Source organism: Acinetobacter sp. FL, from assembly GCF_040744925.1.
Lineage (GTDB): Bacteria > Pseudomonadota > Gammaproteobacteria > Pseudomonadales > Moraxellaceae > Acinetobacter > Acinetobacter radioresistens.
On the sequence record NZ_CP160437.1, the window covers coordinates 302,187 to 318,883 of the forward strand.

15 protein-coding genes are annotated in these 16,697 nt (G+C 43.9%); 5 read left to right on the forward strand and 10 right to left on the reverse strand.

The features are described 5' to 3' along the window. Nucleotides 1-41: 41 nt before the first annotated feature. From ABZP31_RS01370 to ABZP31_RS01395, 6 genes are all read right to left on the reverse strand, one after another. Nucleotides 42-374 carry a chaperone modulator CbpM gene (locus tag ABZP31_RS01370; protein WP_034671095.1) on the reverse strand — a complete coding sequence of 111 codons (333 nt, stop codon included), beginning with the start codon at nucleotides 372-374 and terminating at the stop codon, nucleotides 42-44. Nucleotides 375-386: 12 nt separating this feature from the next. After that, nucleotides 387-1,340 carry a DnaJ C-terminal domain-containing protein gene (locus ABZP31_RS01375; RefSeq protein WP_034686533.1) on the reverse strand — a complete coding sequence of 318 codons (954 nt, stop codon included), beginning with the start codon at nucleotides 1,338-1,340 and terminating at the stop codon, nucleotides 387-389. A gap of 155 nt (nucleotides 1,341-1,495) precedes the next feature. After that, nucleotides 1,496-1,957: a DUF2147 domain-containing protein gene (locus tag ABZP31_RS01380; protein ID WP_005405863.1), complete on the reverse strand. Its 462-nt coding sequence runs from the start codon at nucleotides 1,955-1,957 to the stop codon at nucleotides 1,496-1,498. A gap of 324 nt (nucleotides 1,958-2,281) precedes the next feature. Then, the gene (locus ABZP31_RS01385) at nucleotides 2,282-3,157 is read right to left on the reverse strand and encodes an Hsp33 family molecular chaperone HslO (protein ID WP_248134796.1); all 876 of its coding nucleotides are present in this window, start codon (nucleotides 3,155-3,157) and stop codon (nucleotides 2,282-2,284) included. A gap of 49 nt (nucleotides 3,158-3,206) precedes the next feature. Then, nucleotides 3,207-5,039 carry a cation:proton antiporter gene (locus ABZP31_RS01390; protein ID WP_248134798.1) on the reverse strand — a complete coding sequence of 611 codons (1,833 nt, stop codon included), beginning with the start codon at nucleotides 5,037-5,039 and terminating at the stop codon, nucleotides 3,207-3,209. Between the two features lie 83 nt (nucleotides 5,040-5,122). Next, nucleotides 5,123-7,348: a primosomal protein N' gene (locus ABZP31_RS01395; RefSeq protein ID WP_367156873.1), complete on the reverse strand. Its 2,226-nt coding sequence runs from the start codon at nucleotides 7,346-7,348 to the stop codon at nucleotides 5,123-5,125. A gap of 155 nt (nucleotides 7,349-7,503) precedes the next feature. Here ABZP31_RS01395 and gspF point away from each other — a divergent pair, with 155 nt between their 5' ends. The 3 genes from gspF (at nucleotide 7,504) to ABZP31_RS01410 (ending at nucleotide 9,856) form a co-directional block, all read left to right on the forward strand. Beyond that, nucleotides 7,504-8,709 carry a type II secretion system inner membrane protein GspF gene (gene gspF / locus ABZP31_RS01400; protein ID WP_034683416.1) on the forward strand — a complete coding sequence of 402 codons (1,206 nt, stop codon included), beginning with the start codon at nucleotides 7,504-7,506 and terminating at the stop codon, nucleotides 8,707-8,709. Nucleotides 8,710-8,746: 37 nt separating this feature from the next. After that, nucleotides 8,747-9,184 carry a type II secretion system major pseudopilin GspG gene (gene gspG / locus ABZP31_RS01405; RefSeq protein WP_005023137.1) on the forward strand — a complete coding sequence of 146 codons (438 nt, stop codon included), beginning with the start codon at nucleotides 8,747-8,749 and terminating at the stop codon, nucleotides 9,182-9,184. A gap of 336 nt (nucleotides 9,185-9,520) precedes the next feature. Further along, the gene (locus tag ABZP31_RS01410; RefSeq protein ID WP_026444089.1) at nucleotides 9,521-9,856 is read left to right on the forward strand and encodes a hypothetical protein; all 336 of its coding nucleotides are present in this window, start codon (nucleotides 9,521-9,523) and stop codon (nucleotides 9,854-9,856) included. A gap of 77 nt (nucleotides 9,857-9,933) precedes the next feature. On the opposite strand, the gene lnt is transcribed toward ABZP31_RS01410, so the two are convergent. From lnt to ABZP31_RS01425, 3 genes are all read right to left on the reverse strand, one after another. Next, nucleotides 9,934-11,493 carry an apolipoprotein N-acyltransferase gene (gene lnt, locus ABZP31_RS01415; RefSeq protein WP_151829005.1) on the reverse strand — a complete coding sequence of 520 codons (1,560 nt, stop codon included), beginning with the start codon at nucleotides 11,491-11,493 and terminating at the stop codon, nucleotides 9,934-9,936. Beyond that, nucleotides 11,490-12,329, reverse strand: coding sequence for an HlyC/CorC family transporter (locus tag ABZP31_RS01420; RefSeq protein WP_034684930.1), 840 nt, complete (start codon nucleotides 12,327-12,329; stop codon nucleotides 11,490-11,492). Before ABZP31_RS01420 ends, lnt begins: the two co-directional genes overlap by 4 nt. Nucleotides 12,330-12,563: 234 nt before the next feature. After that, a complete protein-coding gene (locus ABZP31_RS01425) occupies nucleotides 12,564-13,685 on the reverse strand; it encodes a hypothetical protein (protein WP_034684928.1) in 1,122 nt (373 codons plus the stop codon). A 257-nt stretch (nucleotides 13,686-13,942) separates the two neighbouring features. Here ABZP31_RS01425 and tusA point away from each other — a divergent pair, with 257 nt between their 5' ends. Together tusA and ABZP31_RS01435 are read left to right on the forward strand one after the other, a co-directional pair. Beyond that, on the forward strand, nucleotides 13,943-14,200 hold the full coding sequence (gene tusA, locus ABZP31_RS01430) for a sulfurtransferase TusA (protein ID WP_034684926.1): 258 nt from the start codon (nucleotides 13,943-13,945) through the stop codon (nucleotides 14,198-14,200). A 6-nt stretch (nucleotides 14,201-14,206) separates the two neighbouring features. Beyond that, on the forward strand, nucleotides 14,207-14,806 hold the full coding sequence (locus ABZP31_RS01435) for a LysE/ArgO family amino acid transporter (RefSeq protein ID WP_017400679.1): 600 nt from the start codon (nucleotides 14,207-14,209) through the stop codon (nucleotides 14,804-14,806). 73 nt (nucleotides 14,807-14,879) lie between these two features. Here the strand turns inward: ABZP31_RS01435 and ABZP31_RS01440 are convergent, their stop codons facing one another. Next, nucleotides 14,880-16,589, reverse strand: coding sequence for an electron transfer flavoprotein-ubiquinone oxidoreductase (locus ABZP31_RS01440; RefSeq protein ID WP_151829003.1), 1,710 nt, complete (start codon nucleotides 16,587-16,589; stop codon nucleotides 14,880-14,882). Nucleotides 16,590-16,697: the final 108 nt, after the last annotated feature.

Consider the following 16,697-nt stretch of genomic DNA (forward strand, 5'->3'; position numbering starts at 1 on the left):
CAGAGTTAAGTTTTATAGTTTATCTGGCCCAAGTTATACAGCTATTTGGGTTTAAATATGCCAATCTGTTTGCGTAAATGCTGAACTTCATCAATCAGATCCAGCATTACTGCAACTGCAGATAAACTGGCATTAAAATCACGCTGTAAACGGTAAGCCTTACGGGCACGAGCTACATCTTCGCCCAGAAACTGATATGAAGATTGCTGAGAGCGTACTGGTAAGATATCGTATTCGAGCAACTCCAGAACCCATTCCTGACTCTGTCCACACACTTGAGCAAAATGTTCAAGATCTAGCATAGATTGCTCGTCAATAATTTCAGAGTCATGTTGGCCCTGATATACAACTTCACGGTAATGAATAATCGCCATTTTCCATGCTCCTTAATAAGCGCGAGGCTGATAAGATACGAATGCTTCAGCCAGAGATTCATAAGCCTGCTGTTGCTGTGCAGTGGTTGCCGGTGGCACTACAATGTTCAGAATAAGATAAAGATGGCCCGGTGTTTTATTTGGAATTCCCTTATCCTTCAGGCGAAGTTGTTGGCCAGACTGGGCATTTTTAGGCAGGTTTACATTCAAGGAACCGGCTGGTGTATTTACGGTAATCGCTTTGCCTAGTGCAGCCTCCCAAGGAGTAACATTGACGGTATAATAAAGATCCGTACCATCTACCCTGATTCGGTCAGTATCCCGATACTGTATTTCAATATATAAATCACCATTCTCGCCGCCATTAATACCGAGCTGACCTTGACCGCTTAGGCGGATTTGCTGGCCTTCTTTCATACCTTTAGGTATTTTAACCTGTAAGGTTTTGCGCTGTACCTCTGGTTCCCCATATGCATTTACAGTCGGAATCTGCAAAGTGATATTTTGAGTCGCTCCCTGATAGCCGACTTCTACATCAATTTCGATCTTGGCGTGCTGGTCTTCACCACGATAACTACGAGGCTCGCGCTGATACTGATAGTGGCCTCCACCAAATCCTGTACCGAAACGACCAAAAAGGTCTTCAAAACCATTAAAATCTGAAGCATCTCCTTGAGAAAAACCTTGCCGATAGAAACGGCTGCCATCAAAGCCACCCTGACCTGCATTCTGATTAAAGCCAGAGAAGCCTTGTGGATGATCCAGCATCTGGTCATATTCAGCCTTTTTTTTCGGATCACTTAACGTATCATAGGCAACATTAATGGCCTGCATCTGTGCTTCCGCATCTGCTTCTTTACTGACATCAGGATGATATTTACGGGCCAGTTTTCGATAACTTTTCTTGATTTCTTCAGGACTGGCATCTCGTGAGATACCCAATTGTTCATAATAATTTTTTTCCATAGATCAGCTCTACGTATATTCATTTATCTGTTTTAATTCATTATTGGAGTTGTATAAAAAAAAGCCAGAGTAAAGCGTTAGTTATATTGTTTCAAAGCGTGACAAAAAAAGCCCCGAGAACTGGAGCTTTTTGATTTAAGTTTCAATTAAATATTCTAGTATTTAACCCAAGTCACACTACGGCCTACGACGGATACACCTACGTAGCCTCTTAGCGTGAGGTGTTTGCCATTTGCATTGACCTTAGCCTTACCCTTATAAATTTTTCCTCCGATCGGATCAAGTACACGACCATCAATGTATTCATATGGATTATTTGGATTCTGTTTAAAGTTATAAATAAAGGGAAGGCCAATAAAAGGCTTACCTTTTAAATCACCTGGACAGTTTTCACATATTTCCATTTTTGGGCGGCCAGGTACTGCACGGGTTTCTACGATTGTGCCGGTATAAGTACCATCTGCGTTTTTCTTGACCATTACATCAGCGCGGGAATAGCCCGTCCGGTCATCTACCGTTTTCCATTTACCGACCAAAGGATCAACGCTTGCAAAACTTAAAGTGCTAATCGTTGTAAAAAAGATCCCCGCAGCCATGCAGGACAATAGTTTCTTCATGAAATAAACCCCAAATATAAAATAATAATTTTTTCAGTCTTGTTTTAGAGTAAAACGCCTAATTTATAACGGCTCATCTTTAAAATTTCAACTAAAAAATCAATAGGATATTGCGATAAGGAGAAAGTAGTAAGACAGTCGTAAAATCTGAGCCAGCTTTGGTATAGAGGAAGTTAAATTTTTTATTTATTAATCAAAAACTTATTTTTAGATAAAGATATAAGAACTTAAATATTAAAGCGTGAGAAACAGGTAAGCGAATAAGGAGAATAATAAAAAAGCCCTAAGGAATTAGGGCTTTAAAAGTCTGATTTTTAGTAATTTTTAACTGAGATGTTCGCCAAACAGGCCCAAGGCTTCTTCAGCAGTGAAAGTATATTGTGCCTGGCAGAACTGGCAGTCCATTACGATTGGATTCTGGAATTCTAGTGTTTCACGCACAGCACCTACGCCAATCTGTTGCAGAGCAGCAGCACAACGCTCTTTTGAACAGGTACAGCCAAAACGTAAATGTTCAACCTCAGGCAAGCGGACATCCTCCTCGTTATAAAGACGATAAAGTATTTCCTCGGCGCCAAGTTCGGTCAGTTCTTCCGATTTTAATGTTTCAGTCAGCATGGTTAACCGTGGCCATAAGTCTTCATCCACGATTTGCTGTTCTTCTTCACTATTACGTGGTAAAAGCTGAATCAGTAAGCCACCGGAACGCTGTTCATTACTGGCCAACATTAACCGGGTCGGAATCTGTGCAGACAGATCATAATACTGCATGAGACATTCTGCCAAAGTTGAACGGTCAAGCGGTACAATCCCTTGATAGCGTTCGCCAAATTCGGGTTCGATATTGATAAATAGCACTGGATTGACCAGAGAGCCGAGTACGACACTACTATCTGTGGCCTCGCCAAAACGTGGATCTTCTTCATACTCAGCCAAGGCACGGACCTGACCTAAATGGGTACACTCAGCCATAGCCCATTTAAAAGTACCGGCAGCCTGAATTTGTAAACTGATACGGCCCTTAATTTTCAGGGTACTGGCCAGCAGAGCAGTCGCACTTAGCATTTCGCCAATCAACAGCTGTACGGCGGGTGCATAGGGACGCTGTGCCAGAATAGTTTGTAAGGCTTCTTCAAGATGAACAACTTCACCACGAACAGGGCTATTCTCAAGATAGAAGCGTTGACGTAAATCAGACATAAATTTCTCCAAACCCTGTCTTTATGGTGTCTTTATTTTAAAATACAAGTTAATTTTGACCACCCTGTGTAACATCACTACGATAATTTTCCACATTCAGGTTTAAATCAGATTCTTCATATCTTGCCTGTATCTGCTCATTATAGGCAAACAAATGTTTGAGCTCTGCTAAAGCATTGCCATGAGTTTCATAAATTTTATGATCATCACGATTAAGACGTTGTTGCTGTTTAAGCAGTATTAAGTCGTGCTGGCGAAATGCATCTACTTGCTCATGGGCTTCTTCTAAAGATAAACCATGAGCATGTAACATATATTCTGCCATATCTAATGCAGAAAGCTGGGTTTCCCGCCAGAAATGCTCTATTCCCATATCACGTAGCAAATGTACGTGATAGCGGTCGCGAGCCCGTACCAATAGTTTTAGTTCAGGATAGTTCAGCCGTATATAGCGTACTGCATTCATACAGTCCTCGACATCATCAATTGCGATAACGAGTATCTTGGCCTGTTCAATACCGGCCTGTTGCAGGGTTTGAGAATCAGTAATATCTGCCTCAATAAACCGTCCGCCATACGCTTCAATAAACTCTGCTCCAGGCTGATTATTATCAATGATGGTAAAGGGTAGCCGCTGCTGATGGGCAACTCGGGCAATAATTTGACCAAAACGGCCAAAACCGGCAATGATCAGTGCCGGAGAGGCTTCAGTATTAACATTATCTTGTCTGGTTTGTTCGGGTCGCTGTTTTATGATGTGCTGGGCCAGTAAATAGATAAATGGGCTGAGCAACATTGACAATATAATAACTGCGGTTAGCTGGTTCATTAGAACCTGTTCAATTAACTGTTCTTTTAATGCCGCATACAGCACTAGAAAAGTTAGCTCTCCGCTCTGAAAAAGGCCTAAACCCAACAAACTTGCATTACTCCAGTTCAGGCGCGAGTAATGTCCAAGTACAGCTAATACAACTGACTTAATGATCAGTAGGGCCGCAACCAGAGAGACAATAAAGACTGGGGACTGTGTAATCACAGCGAATGAAGCATATAAACCAAGACTTAGAAAGAAAAAACCGGACATCAGGCTACGAAAAGGTTTGATCATGGTTTCAAATGCATGTCGAAAAGGAGTATCTGCCAGTAACATCCCTGCCAGTAATGCACCGATCAGCACATGCAGCCCTAAAGCATCTACGGTAAGAAAAATGGCCAGTACGGTAAACAGGGCTGTAGCGGCCATCAGTTCAATACTGTTCTGTTTGGCCAGATAATTTAAAAATGGCTGGATCAGATAACGGCCAAAAAGAAAAACGCCACTAATAGTTGCAAGAGTTGCAGCAAAATAGGCAATCCCATGCTGTGAACTTTCAGTACGGGTAAATAAGGGTAATAAGGCAATTAGGAATATGGCGACCAATGCCTGTGCCAGAGTAACTGCAAGTGTGTATTGACCAGTAGTGGTATTAAGCTGTTCATATTGTGTCTGTAACTGCAGGGCCAGAATCATGGCAGAGAGGGCTAGAGCAAAACCGACAATAAAACTGTTCAGCAGCGGTAACTGCAATACAGTTATTCCCAAGGTTACGATGAGCCCTGCAGTGATAACAATTTGAATACCACCCAGTTTAATCAGGTGTGATCGCATCAACCAGATTCGTTGCGGCCTGAGTTCCAGTCCTATCAAAAATACAAGAAGAATCGATGCATAATCTATAAAATTCTGAATCAGGGAAAATTTAATCAGATTAAATCCGCTTTGACCCAGAATTAAGCCTGTCACCAGATAGCCGAGCACTGATGTCAAACCTAAACGTCTGCTCAGGGCTACCAGGATTAAGGATGCTCCAAGAAAAATCGTCATATATAACATCAAAGACATAAGTTTATCCCGGGCGTTTGTTTTGTTCTTTGTACTATTAAACCTGAAAATACTGCCAAGCTGTAGAGGCCGCTCGTATCTGTCTAGCTGAGTTCCTGCGGGTCAACGTCAATACTCAGTTTTAACTGATGCTGTCGTGACTGTTGTACTACCATCGCCCACCATTGCCGTAAATAAAAATGCAGCTGTGCCCGGTCAGCTGAAAGCAGGACCAGATGGGCCCGATAGCGACCCGCCTTACGCTCCATAGGGGCAGGGATAGGGCCCCAGATATCAACCTGACTACCTGCAAGTTCACGTAGCTTACGGGCAATTTCAGCTAAAAATTCCTGACTGTATTGCTGGTTTCTGGAGTCGGCTCGTACCAGTACCGTATAACGATAAGGCGGCAGCTGTGCCTGCTGGCGCTCGATGAGCGCTTGTTTGGCAAAAGCATGGTAGTCTTTCTCGATCAATGTAGTTAACAGTGGATGATCAGGCCTTAATGTTTGTAGATAGACTTCGCCTCTGCGGTCTCCACGGCCAGCGCGACCAGCTACCTGAATGATGAGCTGGGCTGTACGTTCCGGCGCACGAAAATCAAAGCTGAGCAGTCCGGCATCAATATCCAGAATCGCAACCAAGGTCACGTAGGGAAAATGATGGCCCTTGGCTAACATTTGGGTACCGAGTAAAATAGCAGGCTGGCTTTGATGAATCCGCTGATAGATACGGTCCCATTGGCCAACCCGGCTGGTACTGTCACGGTCCACACGAATTACATCAAAATCTGGAAAGAGCTCAGTCAGGGTTTCTTCAACCTTGGCAGTGCCCATTCCGAGCGTTTTTAAGGTCGTTTGCTGACATTCGGGACAGCTTTCCGGTACACGATGAATGGAACCACAATGATGACAGTGCAGATGATTATAGGGCTGTGTATGCAGAGTAAAATGCGCATCACAATGGGGGCAGTTGGCCTGCCAGCCACAATGATTACAGACCAGCACCGGCGCATAACCACGCCGGTTTAAAAAAACTAGCACCTGTTCTTTTTTGTCCAGCCGCTGCTGAATCTGCTTGATGAGCTGTTCACTGATTCCATGCTGTTTTCTGGCTACTTTCAGATCTATTAACTGCATTTTGGGTAAGACCGCATTGCCAGCCCGCTGGTTAAGTTCCAGTCGTGTCAGTTTATTTTGTTCTACCAGATGATAGCTATCCAGACTGGGTGTGGCTGAGCCAAGAATAATCGGACAGTTTTCCAGATGGGCACGGTAGAGAGCTACATCACGGGCATGGTAGCGAAAGCCTTCCTGTTGCTTGAATGACAGATCATGCTCCTCATCCAGAATAATCAGTCCCAGCCGGGGCAACGACGTATAAATTGCTGAACGGGTTCCGAGAATAATGGAAGCCTTGCCGGTTTGGGCATGCTGCCATGCTTGCAAACGTTTGGATTCACTCAAACCAGAATGTAATAGTACAATATCTACATTAAACCGTGATTTAAACCGGGAAATGGTCTGAGGTGTCAACCCGATTTCGGGAACCAGAACCAATATCTGCTTGCCCTGTTTTAGTACCTCGTACATCACCTGCAAATAAACTTCTGTTTTGCCGCTACCAGTCAAACCATCAAGTAAGAAGGCCTGGAATTTCTTCAAGGATTTTAAAATACGCTGAATTGCTTTGTGCTGATCTTCATTGGGTGTGAGCGGCATTTGTGCCAGCTGCACCGGTTCAGGCGTGGTATTTATTGCTGTTAATTCACAGCGGACGATTTCTTTTTTTTCAAGAGCTTTTAAGGTAGCAGTTTCAACACCACTTAAATTCAGGATATCTTCTGTTGTACCGGCTGCATGTAATTTTAAAATCTTATAAGCATCTTGCTGCTTGATTGAACGCTTGAGCAGCTGTTCTGCATCAGGTTGTACCACCTTCCAGACTCGAGCCAGCAGATTTAGCGGTTTACCCTGACGCAACAGGCCGGGTAGAGCACATTGCATTACCTCACCCAAAGGAAATTGATAATACTGTGCAGACCATGTCAACAAACTTAAAACTTTGCTGTCTATAATGGCTTCCTTGTCGAGCAGCTCAGTAATAGCCTTAAGTTTGATACGCGGATCAGGCATAACATCGGGAGAAATTTTCTCTACAATGATACCAATCAGATTCTGCCGTCCAAAAGATACTGCTACCCGCGCACCGACTTCTGCCTGTAAGTATTGTTCGGCACTAAGCAGATAGTCAAAACTATCATAGAGATGAACAGGTACAGCTACCCGGACACGGTATATACAGCAGTTATTATGGGACGAGCTAGGCATATAAATTTCGTTAAAGGTTTTAGATAAAATGGCGTCATGCTATCGACTCGGTTATATTACAGTGAGCAAGCGGACAACAACATGAATATGAATGATCTGTATTGCCTGATGCAACAGCAATGATGATAAATTTTGGGAAAAACTAGAAAACTACAATGCCAGCATATCAATTTACTGCAATGGATGCTTCGGGAAAGCAGCAAAAAGGCATACTGGAAGGCGATTCCGCACGTCAGATACGACAGCAGCTGCGTGATAAGACATGGATTCCGGTCAGTGTCGAACCAGTAGAAAATAAAGAAAAAGGTCAGACCAGATCATGGCGCAAAAAAGGCTTAAATGCCTATGACCTGGCACTCATGACCCGTCAGCTTTCAGTGCTAGTCGCTGCCGCAATCCCGTTAGAAGAAGCTATTCGGGCTGTAGGCAAACAAAGTGAAAAAGTACATGTGCAGAATTTACTGATGTCGGTACGTTCCAAGGTGCTCGAAGGCCATTCACTGGCTCAGGCTATACAACAGTCTGGGCGTTTTCCTGATCTTTATATTGCTACCATCGCAGCAGGTGAGCGTTCAGGGCATCTGGACCTGATTCTGGATCAGCTGGCCGACTATACAGAAAACCGCTTTGCCATGCAGAAGAAAATTCAGGGGGCAATGGTTTATCCGATTATCCTGATGCTGATGTCATTTGCGATCGTAATGGGATTAATGACGTATGTAGTGCCGGATATTGTAAAAACATTTGATCAGAGCAAGCAGGCACTTCCAGCCATTACGGTTATTTTAATGAAGACCAGTGATTTTATCCGTCAGGCTTGGCCATTTTTACTGGTGATCAGTGTAGTGGGTATTATGCTGCTGATACGTTTTTTAAAGACTTCAGCCGGCCATTATACCTTTGACCGCTTTGTACTGAAGTTGCCTCTCTTTGGTAAATTGGCTCGTGGTATCAATGCTGCCCGTTTTGCCAGTACCCTGTCTATTTTAACCCGCTCCGGTGTACCTTTGGTTGATGCGCTTAAAATTGGTGCGGCGGTCAGTAATAACTGGGTAATCCGGGATTCTGTCAATCTTGCTGCAGAAAAAGTAACAGAAGGCGGTAACCTTGCGACCCAGCTTGAACGTGCCGGTTATTTCCCGCCAATGATGGTACAGATGATTCGCAGTGGCGAGGCATCCGGTGAGCTGGACCGCATGCTGGAGCGGGCATCTACCATGCAGGACCGTGAAGTGGCTACTTTTATATCTACGTTGCTCGCTTTGCTGGAGCCACTGATGCTGGTACTCATGGCCGGTATTGTGCTGGTAATAGTAATTGCAGTGATGTTACCTATCGTGAATATGAACAATATGGTTTAATTTTTTTAAAGACTATAAGTAAAGTGAGAAAATTTTAATGCAGAACAAGAGTTATCGAACCCGTCAGTCTGGTTTTACCCTGATTGAAGTCATGGTGGTAATTGTGATTTTAGGCGTACTGGCAGCGCTGATTGTACCGAATGTAATGGGACGAGGTGAAAAAGCCAAGATTGATACCACAGTCATTACCTTAAAAGGTGTAGCAGGAGCATTGGACCAATACAAACTCGATAATGGCCAATTTCCTTCAATGCAGGATGGGGGACTGGATGCATTGGTTAACCAGCCAGCGACAGCCAAGAACTGGCTACCGGGAGGTTATGTAAAAGGGGGCTACCCTAAAGATAGCTGGGATAATGATATCCAGTATGTAATTCCCGGTTCAGAAGGCCGTAGCTATGACCTATATTCATTTGGCGCAGATGGTAAACAGGGTGGTGAGGGTACAGATGCCGATATTTATTACCAGCCATAAGTTTTATAATATTTAATACGAGTATAAATAAAATGAGTATGGCGAAAGGAATAGAATGATTGGGTTAAATTTAAAATATAAATAGTAAATAAATAGCTTCACTTAGTATAGACAATAAATATTAAGTGAAGTGATAATAATTCTTGATATCCAATATTATTTAAATAATTGTTTTTAGTTAATTTTATGATATTATTTTATTTAATATTAATAATAAGAATTATTTTCATATCGAATAGTTACAATAATAGTGAAACATGAATAAAAATAAACTTCTTATTTAAAAAAAGATTGAATAATATATTTAGAGACAGTAAATGTCAGGGAGTCATAAATATGAAAGCAGTCTTATTCTCAGATAATTTAAACTCACTGCATTTAACCATGCTTAAATCTGTGCTTTTGGTGCTGAGCTTATTGCCTGTCAGCCATTTCATTTTAGACTTCTGGCAAACCGTAGAGGGCAGTAGTCAGATTATGGTGGGTTTCTTCGCAACCAGTTTAATAGGTGCTTTAGTTTTTTTAAGTTTCTGGGCTGCTTTAAAAACTAGTGCTGTAGAGCTCACAATGGAAATTCCTAATCGCTGGGAGCAGTGTATGCTCAAATTATATCGCCATCTGCCAATGAGTGTTCTGGCTGTCATACTTTCTTATCTGAGTGTTCAGCTTTGACTTTAATACCTATTTAAAATGTACAAAAAACCGGATGATGAAATCCGGTTTTTTTATCTAGAATAAAAATTTAGGCCTTAGCGTCGCGATTTAAATGAAACATCTACTTTACGTGGACGATAGATCCAGCCCAAGACCAGAAGAAAAAGTGAAAAGCCCAGAATCGGCCAGTCACTAAAACGGTTATACCAAGTTTGGCCTTGCATGGCCGGCAGTTCGCCGCGCAGTACAAACTCCTGATCAGTTGGAGCCTGTTTTACTATATGACCGGTATGATCAATAAATGCTGTTGCACCTGTATTGGTTGCCCGGATAAACCAGCGTCCATTTTCTTTGGCCCGCATCTGAACCATTTGTAAATGCTGCCAAGGTCCAGCTGTACCAGTAAACCAGGCATCATTCGAGACAGTCACCAGAAAGTCACTGGTGCTGGCGTTGCGGCGAGTCAGGTTGGGGTAGGCAATTTCATAACAGATAGCTGATGCTAAGGGATGGTTTTTAATCATCAGTGGTTTTTGTTCGCTTGAACCACGGGAAAAACCACTGAGCATGACATCATTTTGTACACCTGGTAAAACCCAGCTGAGTAAGCCTGAAAGCGGAATATATTCCCCGAATGGAACCAGTCGCTGTTTTTTGTACAGACCTTCTGCTTCACTGCCAGAAGCCATAATACTGTTATAATACATCGGATAACCGGTCTGTTTGGATTCTTTCAAATCCCAATAGGGAATACCAGTTACCCAGGCAGTATCAGTTTTTTCTGCCTGAGCCTGCATAGCTTTTAAAAACGGTTCAATATCACTCTGGAACATTGGAATCGAGGATTCCGGCCAGACAATCAAGTCACGCCCCCATTCGGTCCGGCTCAAATTTACATAAATCATGAGGGTTTTGGCCTGGTATTCAGTCAACCATTTTAGGTCCTGTGGAATATTGCCCTGAATCAGGGAAACTGATAGCGGTTTGGTTGCTTTCTGTTCAACAAAGTGAAGCTGTGCAGCACCCCAAGCTCCCAGCAATAGCATGGCAGAGGGAACCACCCAGAATACCCGTCGATTTAAAACTTCGACCAAGGCACAGGCCAGAGTAATAACAACAAAAGAGACCCCAAACACACCAAAAAGTGGGGCATAGCTGTCTAGGAAGCGTTCAGTAAAGGCATATCCGGCAAACAGCCATGGAAACCCGGTAAACACCCAAGTTTTGGCCCATTCTGAAAATACCCAGAGAGGTGCAAAAGTGAGAGGAGTTTCAGGGAAAAAGCGCCGATAAGCCCAAGCCTGCAAGGCACTAAACAGTCCCATAACCAGTGCCATAATGGCAATCATCAGTACACTGAGGATTGCATTAGTATCGCCATATGTATGGATTGAGGTAAACAGCCAGAATGCACCAACAAACCATAAGCCGAAACCATAGGCCCAGCCAAGTACAAACGCCTGCTTGGCTGAGCGATGACGTAATGACGCATACAAGAGTGCTGGTGAGAGTATCGCCAGCCACCACCAGTAATAAGGGGCCAGCGCAAAGCTAAAAATAGCGCCGGCAAATAAAGAAATTAATAAAGGAAAAATAAGGGGGAGCTGTTTTTTTTGTTCTGAAGTGGATAACAGCTTGTCAAAATATGCTCTCATTTACGTACAGCTCGAATCAGATGAATAGTGCGGGCATCTGCTTCTACAATACTGAATTCCCAGTCTTCAAGTTCAATCACCTGACCTTGCAGGTCACTTACCAGACCGATTTCCTGTAGCAGCAAACCGCCGACAGTTTCTACCTCATCATCAGAAAAATCAGCATCTAAAACTGTGTTGAAGTGTTCGATTGGTGTAAGTGCCTGAACAATCCATGCATTGGCTGTGCTATGTGTCTGGTCTGGAATAATATATTGTGCTTCTTCATCAATCTTGTCGTGTTCATCTTCAATTTCGCCGACAATTTCTTCCAGAATATCTTCAAGTGTTACCAGACCAGAAGTCGAGCCATATTCATCAATAACGATTGCAATATGGGTCTGGGTATTCTTGAGCATTCTCAACACCTGATCTGAACGTGCACTTTCAGGTACAAACAGCGGTTGACGCATGAGTGCACGTACATCAATTTTAGGTGTTGGCGTAGTCATAAACGGAAGGAGGTCTTTGGCCAGCAAAATTCCGACTACATTATCTGGCTGATCAGATGAAAATACCGGAAAGCGCGAATGTGCCGATTCAATCAGGACATGCAGGATATCAAGCAACTGATCATCTTCCTGCAGGCTAATAATGGCAGTACGTGGAGTCATAACTTCACGAACTTTAGTGGCTGGCAGGTCAAGTACGCCTTCAAGCATGGCGACAGTATCGGGTTCCAAAAAACGACGTGAATCTTGTACTAGTTTTAACAGTTCATCGCGGGTGCCGGGGGCGGTGCCCAACCATTTGCGTAAGCCTCGCATACCCCACGACGGGCCTGATTCCTCGTGCATGATCTTTCCTAAAGACTCTTGGTAGCTAATAAAAGTAATTTAATCATACCGAAGAAAATAAACCTGTGCATCTACAAACATCAGCGAAAGGATAAAAGTTGCAAACGGCAGAGCCAGAAGTTTTATTTTAGAAAAATTCCAATTTTTATAGATAAATCTAAAAATAGCCCCGGTTTTATATAAAAAACATTCAAAAGAGCCATAGCCCTCAAGGACTATGGCTGGGACGTCACATTAATAACGGGTAGCCAAAACCAGAGGGTCATGACCTTCCATCATGGTCTGATCTAGAAACATAACCTGACCACTATTTTTTCTGACCAGTTCAATGAGGTCATCAATAACATCATTAGTCTGGGGTTCTGTATCGCCTGCATCATTTAGTATAACGCTCTGCTGTTCAGGAGCCAGTTGGCCCGGTAGTGTGTGACCCTGACGCACATAAAGCGTTGCAGTATTACCTTCTAATGCTGCCCGATAAATTTCCTGGAGATCTGTCCGAATTCTCGGGGTGCCATAAAGGGACTGCATATTCTGTCGTGCCTGTAATTGCCGCTGCTGCTGGTAGTGCTGTAGCGCAGGCTGAATACTGTTAACAATATGTTGGGCATCACCGTTATCCAGATAAGTTACATTATCAACAGTGGCGATTATTACATTAGGCTGGTCACAAATTTCTTTATAAAAACCGATATTACGTTTATCACCGATCAGAATTACAGGCAAGTTACGTCTGCCTAAAACTGCCTGCAGGTTCTTGTCAATATGATTCAAGAACTCTTTGAGATATTTATCTTCATTGATAGAACGTTCAGCAGCACTGGTGGTGGCCAAACTGTCAGTTACTACCGGAAAAGCACCATAAGGCAGATTTTCGAGTAAATCAGTGTCTTCTGGATTAAATTCGTGAATAACCCTGTCATCAATTGCCTCAATCAGACGGCCCTTTTCACGGGTAATAACCAGTGCATAATAATGCACAGCAGAAGATAGGCTTTTTAAAATATCACGTACAGCAAACTGATCATTGATTACTACACGCTCCACTGTATCAAATGGAAACCGCAATACATGCGCCTGTTCCGGCGAGGCAAAAATAGCCAGCGTATCAAGATTATAATTTGGTCTGAAGTCATTCAGCTCCTGGTGAATTTTTCGCATGACCTGCTGGGTAATTTCTACACCATGCTTTTTCTTCAAGCAATCTTCAGCAGCTTTGAGTTGATTTTTTAAAGCAATCGGATCTTTTTCATTATCTGGAAAAGTACGATGAGTTTTGACAAGGATACTGACCGCCGGTTTCGCCTGAACCTTTTGCAAGTCCTGTAATATTTTTTGCATTTCCTGATGAAGCATCTTATTCACTCCTGCTATTGCTATAGAGAAAAGTGGGAGGTAAGAACAATCAATTAATAATAGCGAATAATCAGCTTAGCAATAATCTAAAAAACAGTGCAGTGCTATTGCTATAAGGCTGTAACAAACTATAAGCATGTATAGCTTTGGTATATATGTTTTAAACGGTCCAGTAAAATGCACCCTATAAATGAATCAGTCAGAGTATTGAGCGCTTTATGCTAAAATAGAGCGGTTTATGTCATTCGAGATAGAGCATGTCTGAACCTGCGTTAACGCCTGATATCCAGTTAAATACTCGTGGGTTACGTTGCCCAGAGCCAGTAATGATGCTGCATCAGGCTATTCGAAAAGTAAAAACGGGTGATATCGTCGAGGTATTCGCAACTGATCCTTCAACCTCTTGGGATATCCCGAAATTCTGTATGCACTTGGGTCACGAGCTACTGCTTCAGGAAGAATTAACAGATACTGAACAGCATAAGGAATATCATTACCTGGTACGTAAGGGTTAATGGTGCGTGAGTAGTTATTTATCTGGCCTGGTTTTAGGGTTCTCCTTGATTATGGCGATTGGGGCACAAAATGCCTTTGTGTTAAAACAGGGGTTGCTTCGTCAGCATGTATTTGCAGTAGCTCTAGTTTGTGCGCTGTCCGATGCACTACTGATTTCTCTTGGTGTTTTTGGTTTTGCCCATCTCTTAAGCCAGCAGGAAGGTCTCATTCAGGCGATGAAATGGTTTGGCGCCATTTTTCTGTTTGGTTACGGACTACGCAGTTTTTATCAGGCCTATAGAGCACAGGAAGGTTTACATGCTTCAAAACAGAAAACTGCTTCTCTGCGTCAGACTATACTGTTATGTTTAACTTTTTCCTGGCTTAATCCCCATGTTTATTTAGATACCGTGGTTCTGCTCGGATCAATCTCATCCCAGTATAGTAATAAGATGGCCTTTGCCAGCGGCGCAGTATCTGCATCCTTTATATTCTTTTTCAGTTTGGCTTTTGGTGCAAGATTATTGGAGCCCGTTTTTGAAAAGCCCAAGGCATGGAAAATTCTGGATATTATAATTGGTATGATTATGTGGCTAATTGCAGCTTCACTGATCGTTAAAGCCTGATCTTTTCTATAAAAATATATACCTGTTATCAATCTCTATAAAAAAGCCCGCTTCATGAAGCGGGCTTTTCTTATTACATATTTGGGTAGTTAGGACCACCACCACCTTCCGGTGTTACCCATGTGATGTTTTGTGAAGGGTCCTTGATGTCACAGGTCTTGCAGTGCACACAGTTCGCTGCATTGATCTGGAACCGCGGTCCAGTCTCTTCCTGAACAATCTCGTAAACCCCGGCCGGACAGTAACGCTGTGCCGGCTCGTCATATTTCGGCAGGTTGACCTCAACCGGAATAGACGCATCAGCCAGCTTGAGGTGAGACGGCTGGTTTTCCTCATGTACCGTGTTGGATACAAAGACAGAAGACAGACGGTCAAAGGTCAGCTTGCCATCCGGTTTCGGATAGTTCGGCTTGAAGCTTTCTGCCTCTACAGTTTGCAGGGCCTTGAAGTCGGGCAGCAGGTCATGCAGGGTAAATGGAACCTTAAACACATTCTGGTCAATAAAGTTAAAGGCACCGCCAATCCACTGGCCAAACTTGTGCATGGCCGGGCCAAAGTTACGGGAGCTGTACAGCTCTTCTTTCAGCCAGCTATGGTTGAACTTGTCGGTATAGGCAGTCAGCTCTTTTTCAAAGAAGTCTTCGCCTTCGGCCGCACGGGCATAGCCCACTTCACCACCTTTTTCTACACCGCGGGCAATCGCTTCAAATACCGCTTCACCGCAGAGCATGCCGGACTTCATGGCAGTGTGTGAACCCTTGATTTTGGCAAAGTTCAGGAAACCCGCATCATCACCGATGAGGCAGCCGCCCGGGAAGGTCAGCTTTGGCAACGAGTTCAGGCCACCTTTGGTGACTGCGCGCGCGCCATAAGAAATCCGCTTGCCGCCTTCGAGATATTGTCTGATCAGGGGATGAGTCTTCCAGCGCTGCATTTCAGCAAACGGGAACATATGCGGATTCTTGTACGACAGGTCGACAATCATGCCCAGAGTCACCTGGTTATTTTCGGCATGGTATAGCCACCAGCCCCCAGACGAACCGGTCTCTGACAACGGCCAGCCGGCACCGTGCATCACCAGACCCGGCTTGTGCTTGGCAGGATCAATTTCCCATAGCTCTTTAATACCGATGCCGTAGTGCTGCGGATCGGCATCTTTATCCAGGTTGAATTTCTGGATCAGGCGCTTGCCTAAATGGCCACGGCAGCCTTCGGCAAACAGGGTATATTTGGCCAGCAACTCGTAGCCCGGCATAAAGTTATGGGTTGGCTGTCCATCTTTGCCAATGCCCATGTCACCGGTCTGGATTCCGCGGACCGAACCATCTTCATGGTAGAGGATTTCTGATGCAGCAAAGCCCGGGAAGATCGAGACTTCCAGCTCTTCTGCCTTGGCACCCAGCCAGCGTACGACATTGCCCAGCGAGATGACGTAGTTGCCATCATTATGCATGGTTTTTGGTACCATCCAGTGCGGTGCTTCTTTGGAGGTGGTGTCAGAGAGCAGGAAAAAGGTTCTGTCTTCAGTCACCGGGACGTTAAGCGGAGCACCGAGCTCTTTCCAGTCGGGGAAGAGTTCATTCATGGCCCGGGGTTCAAGTACAGCACCGGAGAGAATATGCGCACCAACTTCGGAACCTTTTTCGACGACACAAACGGAAAGATCGGGTAGGTTGTTTTCAATCGCCAGTTGACGGATGCGGATCGCAGCTGAAAGACCTGCAGGTCCTGCACCAACGATCACTACGTCAAACTCCATCGATTCACGTTCGATGTGTTCCATGTAGGACTCCTCATATCGCTAGGGGGGGTGGCCACCGTAATCCTTGGAAAAATTCGGCGCTGCCATGAGTGTTCTTGATTGTGAGACACAAATTGCATAACGTGTCTT